This window comes from Sphaerobacter sp., from assembly GCF_019683595.1.
Lineage (GTDB): Bacteria > Chloroflexota > Chloroflexia > Thermomicrobiales > Thermomicrobiaceae > Sphaerobacter.
In genome coordinates, this window is the sequence record NZ_JADGHZ010000145.1 from 1 (window position 1) to 8565 (window position 8565).

Annotated in this window: 6 protein-coding genes; 2 read left to right on the top strand and 4 right to left on the bottom strand. The window is 69.8% G+C overall.

Going from position 1 to position 8565, the window contains the following annotated elements; all coding sequences use genetic code 11:
- The first annotated feature begins 626 nt into the window (after positions 1-626).
- Both IRZ30_RS13265 and IRZ30_RS13270 read left to right on the top strand, forming a co-directional pair.
- Complete coding sequence (locus tag IRZ30_RS13265; RefSeq protein WP_294085866.1) at positions 627-1991, top strand: aspartate aminotransferase family protein; 1365 nt, start codon at positions 627-629, stop codon at positions 1989-1991.
- 40 nt (positions 1992-2031) lie between these two features.
- Positions 2032-3696, top strand: coding sequence for a gamma-glutamyltransferase (locus IRZ30_RS13270; protein WP_294085868.1), 1665 nt, complete (start codon positions 2032-2034; stop codon positions 3694-3696).
- A gap of 123 nt (positions 3697-3819) precedes the next feature.
- Here IRZ30_RS13270 and IRZ30_RS13275 read toward each other — a convergent pair whose 3' ends face one another.
- The 4 genes from IRZ30_RS13275 to IRZ30_RS13290 all read right to left on the bottom strand — a co-directional run.
- Positions 3820-4773: a branched-chain amino acid transaminase gene (locus IRZ30_RS13275; RefSeq protein ID WP_294085870.1), complete on the bottom strand. Its 954-nt coding sequence runs from the start codon at positions 4771-4773 to the stop codon at positions 3820-3822.
- Between the two features lie 124 nt (positions 4774-4897).
- Positions 4898-6712: a peptide ABC transporter substrate-binding protein gene (locus tag IRZ30_RS13280; RefSeq protein ID WP_294085873.1), complete on the bottom strand. Its 1815-nt coding sequence runs from the start codon at positions 6710-6712 to the stop codon at positions 4898-4900.
- A 35-nt stretch (positions 6713-6747) separates the two neighbouring features.
- Positions 6748-7725 carry an ROK family protein gene (locus tag IRZ30_RS13285; protein ID WP_294085876.1) on the bottom strand — a complete coding sequence of 326 codons (978 nt, stop codon included), beginning with the start codon at positions 7723-7725 and terminating at the stop codon, positions 6748-6750.
- 35 nt (positions 7726-7760) lie between these two features.
- Positions 7761-8565: glycosyltransferase family 2 protein (locus IRZ30_RS13290; protein WP_294085879.1), on the bottom strand; the 805-nt coding region annotated here is incomplete at its 5' end.

Sequence of the window (8565 nt, forward strand, 5' to 3'; positions counted from 1 at the left end):
TAAAGCCGCCGGGCTGACAAGGAAAGCCGGCTGAAGCCGGCTGAGGTGGACCAGAACTTACACCTCGGTGTTGAGACGCACCGGCCGGCCCGTGCCCGGGGCTAAAGCCGCCGGGCTGCATAGTGGGTAAGCCCACTGAAGGGGCTACGATGGCTACCGACTGGCGTATTCCGATTTGGCACCCACCGGGCCCCGCGTCCCCAGCCCCTTTAGTGGGCTTTGTATTGTCAGCCCGGCGGCTTTAGCCCCGGGCACGGGCCACGGCGCGGGTATCCTCTCGCCACCCGGTCGGCTTCCCGTCCTCAGCCGGCTTCAGCCGGCTTTCGTTGTGAGCCCGGCGGCTTTAGCCCCGGGCGGTTCAGAGCACGTGCCACGACGCGGGACCGTGCGCGCCACCCGTCCCCGGCTGGTGCCGACCGCGTACGGCTCGGCCGATTCGTCACGTTCCAATTGGTTTGGTTGGCCCGGGCACAGAGGAAGGGCGGCATGGTTGATCCTACCGGCATAACACCCTGTGCTCCAGCCCTCCCGGTTTACACCGGTGGTCGGGATGGGGATAATCCGGGGGCGGGTGTGGGCTGCACCTGGATTGGACATAAGGTCAGGCTGAGGAAGGAACGGCGGCGATGGCCAGCCAGGTGAGGAAAACCATCGAGCAGGAGTACATTGAACGGCACCCCGGCTCGCGGGAGCGCTACGAGCGTGCGGTGCAGGCATTTCCCAGTGGGATCACGCACGACGTGCGCTACCTGCGCCCCTTCCCGCTCTACGCCGAGCGGGCGCAGGGGTCGAAGAAGTGGGATGTCGACGGCCATGAACTAATCGACTACGCCATGGGCCACGGCGCGCTGATCCTGGGCCACAGCCATCCGGAGATCGCCGAGGCGGTGGCGGAGCAGGTGCGCCGCGGCACGCACTTCGGGGCCGGGCACGACCTGGAGATCGAGTGGGGGCAGCGGGTCTGCAACCTGGTGCCGTCGGTCGAGCGGGTCAAGTTCACCTCGTCCGGTACCGAGGCGACGCTGATGGCCATGCGGTTGGCGCGGGCCTTCACCGGGCGTGACAAGATCATGAAGTTTGCCGGCCACTTCCATGGCTGGCAGGACTACGCCATCAACGGGGAGCAGCCGCCGTTCGATGGGCCGACGCCTCCCGGTGTCCCGCAGGCGGTGGCCGACACCGTGGTGGTGGCGCCGGTCAACGATCTGGACTTCGTGGCGCGGCGTCTGGCCGAGGGGGACATCGCGGCGGTGATCCTCGAGCCGAGCGGTGCGTCCTACACGACCATCCCGCTGCCGGAGGGCTTCCTGCAGCGCCTGCGTGAGATCACCAAGCAGCACGACACGCTGCTGATCTTCGACGAGGTCATCACCGGCTTCCGCTGGGCGCCGGGTGGGGCGCAGGAGCGCTTCAACGTCACGCCGGACCTGACCACCATGGCGAAGATCGTGGCCGGCGGCCTGCCGGGTGGGGCGGTCGGTGGTCGGGCCGACATCATGGCGCTGCTGGAGTTCCGCGACGAGCCGGGATGGCGCAAGGTGGGACACCCCGGGACCTTCAATGCCAACCCGCTCTCGGCCGTGGCCGGGGCGACCTGCTTGCAGATGGTGGCCGATCCACGGGTACAGCGGCACGCCGACGAGATGGCGGCGAAGATCCGCGCCGGCTTCAATGAGGTGCTGGTGCGCCGCGGGGTTCCGGGCTTCTGCTACGGAGAGGCTTCGGTCTTCCACGTCATGCTTGGGGTGGAGTGCACCAACATGACGAGCGGGGACCTGCGGATGCCGGAGGGGGTTGCCCCGGAGGTGCTGAAGCGTGGCCCGGCGCCGAAGCTCTCGCTGGCGCTGCACCAGGGGATGATCAACGAGGGGGTCGACCTCTTCCACGGTGGCGGCTTGCTGAGCGCGGCCCACTCGGAGGAGGACATCGCCAAGACCATCGAGGCGTTCGACCGCACCATCGCCCGGATGGCCGACGAGGGGCTCTTCTAGGGAGCCTGGCGCGCGATCGCGAAGGGGAAGGGGAACACGGATGCCCAGTGACAACCCGGCGTGGCCGTTCGACCATCTCCCCGCCCCGGAGCAGGGGCCGAAGGCGGTGGCGGTCGGTGAGCGGGCGATGGTGTCGACCTCGCACCCGATGGTCACCGAGGCCGCGGTGCAGGTGCTGCGCGATGGGGGCAACGCGGTCGACGCGCTGCTGACCGCCATGCCGCTGCAGCACGTGGTCGAGCCGCATATGTCGACGCTGGCCGGCGGCTTCGGCCTGGTCTACTGGGAGGCCGCCTCGGGGCGGGCCTACTACCTGAACGCCGAGCTGGACCGCCCGGCGGGAGGGCCGATCCCGCCTCGGGACGCGCCGGAGGAGTCGGGCCAGCGTATCGCCGTGCCGGGCACTGTGCGCGGGATGCAGGCCCTGGCCGAGCGCTTCGGCACCCGGCCGTGGGCCTCGTACTTCGAGCCGGCCATCAAGGTGGCGGACGACGGCTTCCCGATGTACTCCTTCCTCTACGGCGAGATGGCCGCGTCCTACGACCGACTGACCCACTACCCGTCGGGGCGCGCGTTCTACACGCCGGCCGGCTACCTGACGCCGGTCGGCCACCTGCATCGCCAGCCCGCGCTCGCGGCGGCGCTGCGCCGGCTAGCTCAGCCGGACGGCGTCGAGTGGTTCCAGCGGGGCGAGTGGGCGCAGCGCTTCGTCGCGGCGGTGCAGCAGACCGGCGGCTCGGTGACGCTGGAGGATATGGCGAGCTATGAGCCGCGCTGGGCCGAGCCGCTCCGCTTCCGCGCCTTCGGCTACGACCTGCTCGGCGGCGACGCGCCGGAGTACGGCGCGGCGTTCGTGGGCGTCGCGCTGGGGATCCTGGAGCGCGCGGGCATCGACCCGGCCCAGCCCTGGCACGGCTCGTCCCGTGCCACGGCGCTGGTGGCGCGGGCGCTCGGTGTGGCGATGCAGTACACCGCCCGCTACTGCCAGGATCCCACCGCGTTCGCGGTGCCGTTCGACATCCTGCTGTCGGATGAGTTCCTGAGCCTGCAAGCCCGCTTGCTGACCGAGAGCTTCCCGACGGTCGATCTGCCTCTGCCTGACGACAACCTCGTCGCGGCGCCGCCGCAGCCCGGCCCTGGGTCGACGGACAGCAACCACATCGTCATCGTCGATGCAGCGGGCAACTGGCTGACCATGCTGCACACGGTCTACGGCACACCGTTCGGCACGGGCCTGGTGGTCGACGGGATCAGCGTCAACAGCGGGAATTCGAGCTACTTCGGAGGCGTGTCAGTCGGCCCTGGCCGGCGGATCACGACGCCGCTGGCGCCGGTCCTCGTGCTGCGCGACGGCCGGCCGTGGATCGGTATCGGCTCGCCCGGCGCCGCCTGCCAGGCCGTGACGCTGGTCCTCCTGAACCTGCTCCACCACGGCATGGACCTCGGGGAGGCGATCGACGCGCCGCGCCTGCAATTGCGCGCCGAGGGCGGCCGGGGGATGGGCTGGGAGATCGGCACCATTGCCGTCGAGACGCGCTTCCCGGAGGCGACGCTGCGGGGCCTGGCGCGGCTCGGCATCGACGTGGCATCGCTGGGTGACTACAACTGGCACATGGGATCGGTGCAAACGGTGATGCGCGACGAGTCCGGACGCCTGCTCGGCGCGGCCGATCCCCGCCGCGGCGGCCACGCCGCCGGGTTCTGAGGGGCGCCGGCGGTCATCTATCGAGGTGTCTCAAACCGAACCGCCCGCGGCACACGCCGCGGGCGGTTTTCGTTGGTGTCCTCCCGGTTGGTTCCGGTGGGATGCCGTCGGTCCTGGGGTGGCTCAGTCGCCGGTCGGGGCGAGCTGGGCGAGGCCGACCGGGGTGCGCCACTCGGCGTACCGCGGGTCAATGCCGCGCAGGACGTCGTGGTAGAGCTGCTCCAGGCGGCGGGTGATCGGGCCGGGCGTGCCGTCGCCCACCTGATAGCGGTCGACCGAGACGATCGGCGTGATCTCGGCCGCCGTGCCGCAGAAGAAGACCTCGTCGGCGACGTAGAGCTCGGTCCGGTCGACCGGTCGCTCTTCCACCTCCAGCCCCAGGTCCTGCCGGGCCATGGTGAGCAGCGCGTCGCGCGTGATGCTCTCCAGGATGCTGCTGGTAACGTCCGGGGTGATCAGCTTGCCGTTGCGGACCAGCATCAGGCAGGCGCCGGGACCCTCGGCGACCTTCCCCTGCGCGTTGAGCAGGATGGCGGTGTCGTAGCCGTTGGCCGCCGCCTCCATGTTCGCCAGTTGCCCGTTGCGGTAGTTGGAGAGGTTCTTGACGCGCGGCGGCATCACGTTGTCCGAGATGCGCGTCCAGGAGCTGACGCAGGCGTGCTGTGTCTTCCCGGTCAGGAGGTGCGACGGATTCGGCCGGGTGTTGATCAGGATCGACGCCTCGCTGCCGAACCCGCTGAAGGACTTGCCGTCGCCGCTACGGTAGGCCAGCGGGCGGATATACACGTCCTCCCGGTGCTCGTTGTCGCGCACCAGTTGGACGATCGCATCAATGAGCTGGTCGGTCGTGTATTCCTGATCCAGGCGGACGAGCTTCATTGACTGGCTGAAGCGCTCCATGTGCTCGCGCAGCCGGAAGATGTACGCCTCCCCATGGTCGGGGTTCCAGTACGCCCGGATGCCTTCGAAGATGGCGCCGACCGTGGACCAGCCGATCTCGGTCACATGGATGGTCGCGTCTTCCCACGGCATCTGCCGGCCATTCCACCAGAGGTATTTCGGGTGTGCTCCTGACATCGGCGTCTCCCGCTCTCACCACCCCCGGCCGTGTGGCGGGGCGTCTTCCAATGGACGATACGCCGTGCAGGATAGCACACACGCGCGATTGGTCCTACAGCCAATGCGCCCCGGCCTGGGCGGGTTATGCCTCGGGGCGGTTCTCGATGCGGAGACGGGCCTTCATGCGGGTGAAGAGCTCGCCGCGGGGGAGCCAGTCGCCCTGGCTGTTGGTGGGGATGCCGGTCACCCACGGCTTGAAGAGGTACCAGGTGACCGGGTAGGCGACCGGGATGTAGACCGCGGCGTTCTGCAGCGTCTGCTCGCACTGGCGGTAGAGATCGAGGCGTGCCGCGGGATCGGACTCCTCGCGGGCGCGGCGGACCAGGTCTGTGTAGGTGGGATCCTCCCAGGCGAGCCGCCGCGGCAGCGGGTCCTCGGGCGCGAAGAGGTCGCCGTAGCCGTTGTGCGGGTCGGGGTAGTGGAACCACCAGCGGAGCCAGATCAAGGCGGGCTGGTGCGCCTGCACCGCGGCTTCGAAGTCGTCGGGTTCGAGGATATCGAGTGAGAGGTTGAGGCCGAGGTTCTCGCGGAGCTGACTGATGACGTCGTTGGCGATCAGCTCCGCGTCCGGGTCGGACCGGCGCATGGTGAGGGTCAACGGCGGCCAGTTCTGCCCCCCTGCGAAGGGTGTGTCATCCAGGTGTGCGAGCGCGGCGTCGACATCGAACTGCTGGATCTGGACGATCTCGGCATCATCGAAGTGCCCAGGCATGCCGACCGGCATCAGGCTCGTGGCTCCGTGGGCGCGTCCCTCGGTGATCTGGACGATGCGCTCCCGGTCGATGGCGCGGCTGATCGCCTGCCGCACGCGAACGTCGTCGAAGGGCGGCACGGTGACCTGGGGGATGAGGCACCAGACGGCCGCCTCGACGGTGCGGCCGAGCTGGCGCGACAGATTCGGGCTGTTGCGCACCACCGGCAGGTCCGGTCGCGCAACGGCGATGTAGTCCACCTGACGGTCGTCGTAGGGTCGCAACCCCAGGTCGAGCGGCAGGATGGGTGTGATGCAGCGATCGAGCGTGACCCGCGCGGCGTCCCAGTAGTTGGGGTTGCGGGCGATCTCGAACGCCACGCCGTGCTCCCAGCGCGTCAGGAGGAAGGGGCCGTTGGAGACGCAGTTGCCGGCCTCGGTCCAGCGCTCGCCGTAGCGCTCGACCGAGGGGCGGTGAGCCGGGAACCCGGCGACCGAGGCGATGATGACGAGGAAGCGCGGGCTGGGGCCGGTGAGGGCGACGTCGAGTGTCCAGTCGTCGGTGGCGCGGGCGCCCAGGGTCTCCGGGGGCGCGCCGGCCGTGTGGATCTCCCGAGCGCCCACGATGTCGTACAGGAGCGGCGCGTCGGGCGCGGCCGTCTCGGGCGCGAGCTTCCGCTGCCAGGACCAGACAAAGTCGTGCGCGGTGACGGGGTCGCCGTTGGACCAGCCGCGGTTGTTCGGCCGGAGCCGGAAGGTCCAGGTGAGCCCGTCCGAGCTGGCACTCCAGGCCTCGGCCCAGTCCGCGACCGGCTCGAAGTCGGGGGTGAGGGTCAGCAGGCCGGCCCACAACTCCGGCTCCCCACCGCAGTAGCGGTTGGCGTTGAAGTCGTGGCTGACCGGGTCGTTCGCGAAGCCCCATTGGTAGAAGACCTGCGGACCGGTCACCTGCGGCGTGCCGGGGGCCGTGGATGGCGACGTGGTTGGTTGGGGGGACGCTGCACCGGTCGGCGCCGGCCTCGTGGCGGGAGATTGGCTGCCCCGGCTGACGGGTGTGGACTCGGTTGCAGTGCCGGCGCTGCCGCCGCGACAGGCCGCGAGCAGCGCGAACGCTCCGGCGGCCAGCAACGCGCGGCGGCTCAGCCGGGCGGCGGCTGCCGGGCGGGGTGGCGGAGAGGGCTGCGGCTGGCGGTCCTGTCTGGGCATCGTGCTCGCTCTCATCGAGCAGCCACGGCGCTGCGTCAGACGCTGGGGGCGCCGAGATTCCCGCTCTCGGTGTAGAAGACGCGCGCGGCGGCGCCGACGATCCCGGTGTTGGTGCCGAGCGCCGACAGTTCGATCCGCACGTCGGGGTAGATCTGTGCCATGGCGTAGCGGGGCAGGGTCTCGCGCAGCGCGTCGAGCAGCAGGTCGGCCGATTCGGCGACGCCGCCCCCGAGGACGATCATCTCGGGGTTGAAGAGGTTGACGAAGCCGGCCAGGCCAACCCCGAGCGCGTGGCCGGCCCGCTCGTAGACGGCGCGCGCCGCGGAGTCGCCCGCGCGCGCGGCCTTCGCCACGACCGCGGCGGTGATCGGCCCGCCCGCGGCGACCTCGGCGATGGTGCGGGATCGCTCGGAGTGGACGAGCAACTCGCCATCGCGGGCGATAGCCCAGCCGGCGGCGTAGGCTTCGACACAGCCGATGCCGCCGCAGTGGCAGCGGGGACCGGACGGGTCGATCGAGACGTGGCCCACCTCGCCGCCGAGCCCGCGGGTGCCCTCGATCAACTGGCCGTGGGAGATGATACCGCCGCCGACGCCGGTTCCCAGGGCAATGTAGATAACGTGCTGCATGCCCCGCGCCACGCCGAACAGCGCTTCGCCGAGCGCCGCGTTGTTGCCGTCGTTGCCGATCATCACCGTGCGCTGCGTGCGTTCTTGCAGGATGTCGCGGATGGGGATGTTGTCCCAGCCGGGCATGTTGGTGGCGAAATAGACCACGCCCGCGGTCGGGTTGAGCGGGCCCGGCGCCGAGAGGCCGACGGGGATGCTGGTGTCCGCTCCCTCGCGCTCCGCCACCTCCGTGATCGAGGCGACGATCCGGTCGATGACGGCCTTTGGGCCCTCCTGTGCCAGGGTGGGGCGGCGGATCAGGTGCCGGATTGCGCCGTCGCGCGTCACGAGAGCGGCGCGGATGTTCGTCCCACCCAGATCGACGGCAATGGCCGCGTCACTCATCGGTCTCCCTCTCTCCGTCACCCCGCATCCGGCAGCTAGTCGAACAGACGGTAGCGCAGCAGGGTCGCCAGGACGGTGAGCCCGTCCTTCCAGGTGATCTTCTTCCCCTCCCAGAACTCCCGCCCATTGTACGCGACGGGCACCTCGTAGATCCGGTGTCCCTGCTTGAGGATCTTGGCGGTGATCTCGGGGTCGAAGCCCCAGCGGTCGGAACGGAGCTTGATCGAGCGGGCCACGTCGGCGGTGAAGACCTTGTAGCAGGTCTCCATGTCGGTGAGGGTCGTGTTGAACAGGATGTTGGTCGTCAGCGTGAGGAAGCGGTTGCCGACCGCGTGCCAGAAGTACATCGCCTTGTGCTCGCCCAAGAAGCGCGACCCGTAGACGACCTTCGAGCGGCCCTCCTGGATCGGCCGCAGCAGCCTGGCGTAGTCGCGCGGGTCGTACTCCAGGTCGGCGTCCTGGATGACGACCACGTCGCCGGTGATGGCCCCCAGCGCGGTGCGCACGGCCGCGCCTTTCCCCCGGTTGCGGTCGTGGGTCAGGACGATCAGGTCGGTGCTGCGCGCCGCCTCCGCCAGCAGGTACTCGCGGCTGCCGTCGGTGGAGCAGTCGTCGACGGCGATGATCTCGCGGTCGCAGGGCAACTCGACGGCGCGGACTTGCTGGAGGATCTCCCCGAGCGTGTCGACCTCGTTGTAGACGGGCAAGATGACCGAGAGTTTCTGGAGCCGCACCCGGATCCGCTGCTGGTCCAGCGTTCCCCTCCCTCCCCTGGCTTCCCTCCCCGTCCGGCCGCGGAGCGGGGCGCCGCGGCCGGGACACGGGCTCAGAGGATGAACT

Excerpts from the sequence above, each read along its gene's own strand:
- IRZ30_RS13265 (WP_294085866.1), top strand. The coding sequence starts at position 627 with ATGGCCAGCCAGGTGAGGAAAACCATCGAGCAGGAGTACATTGAACGG.
- IRZ30_RS13270 (WP_294085868.1), top strand. The coding sequence starts at position 2,032 with ATGCCCAGTGACAACCCGGCGTGGCCGTTCGACCATCTCCCCGCCCCG.
- IRZ30_RS13275 (WP_294085870.1), bottom strand. The coding sequence starts at position 4,773 with ATGTCAGGAGCACACCCGAAATACCTCTGGTGGAATGGCCGGCAGATG.
- IRZ30_RS13280 (WP_294085873.1), bottom strand. The coding sequence starts at position 6,712 with ATGCCCAGACAGGACCGCCAGCCGCAGCCCTCTCCGCCACCCCGCCCG.
- IRZ30_RS13285 (WP_294085876.1), bottom strand. The coding sequence starts at position 7,725 with ATGAGTGACGCGGCCATTGCCGTCGATCTGGGTGGGACGAACATCCGC.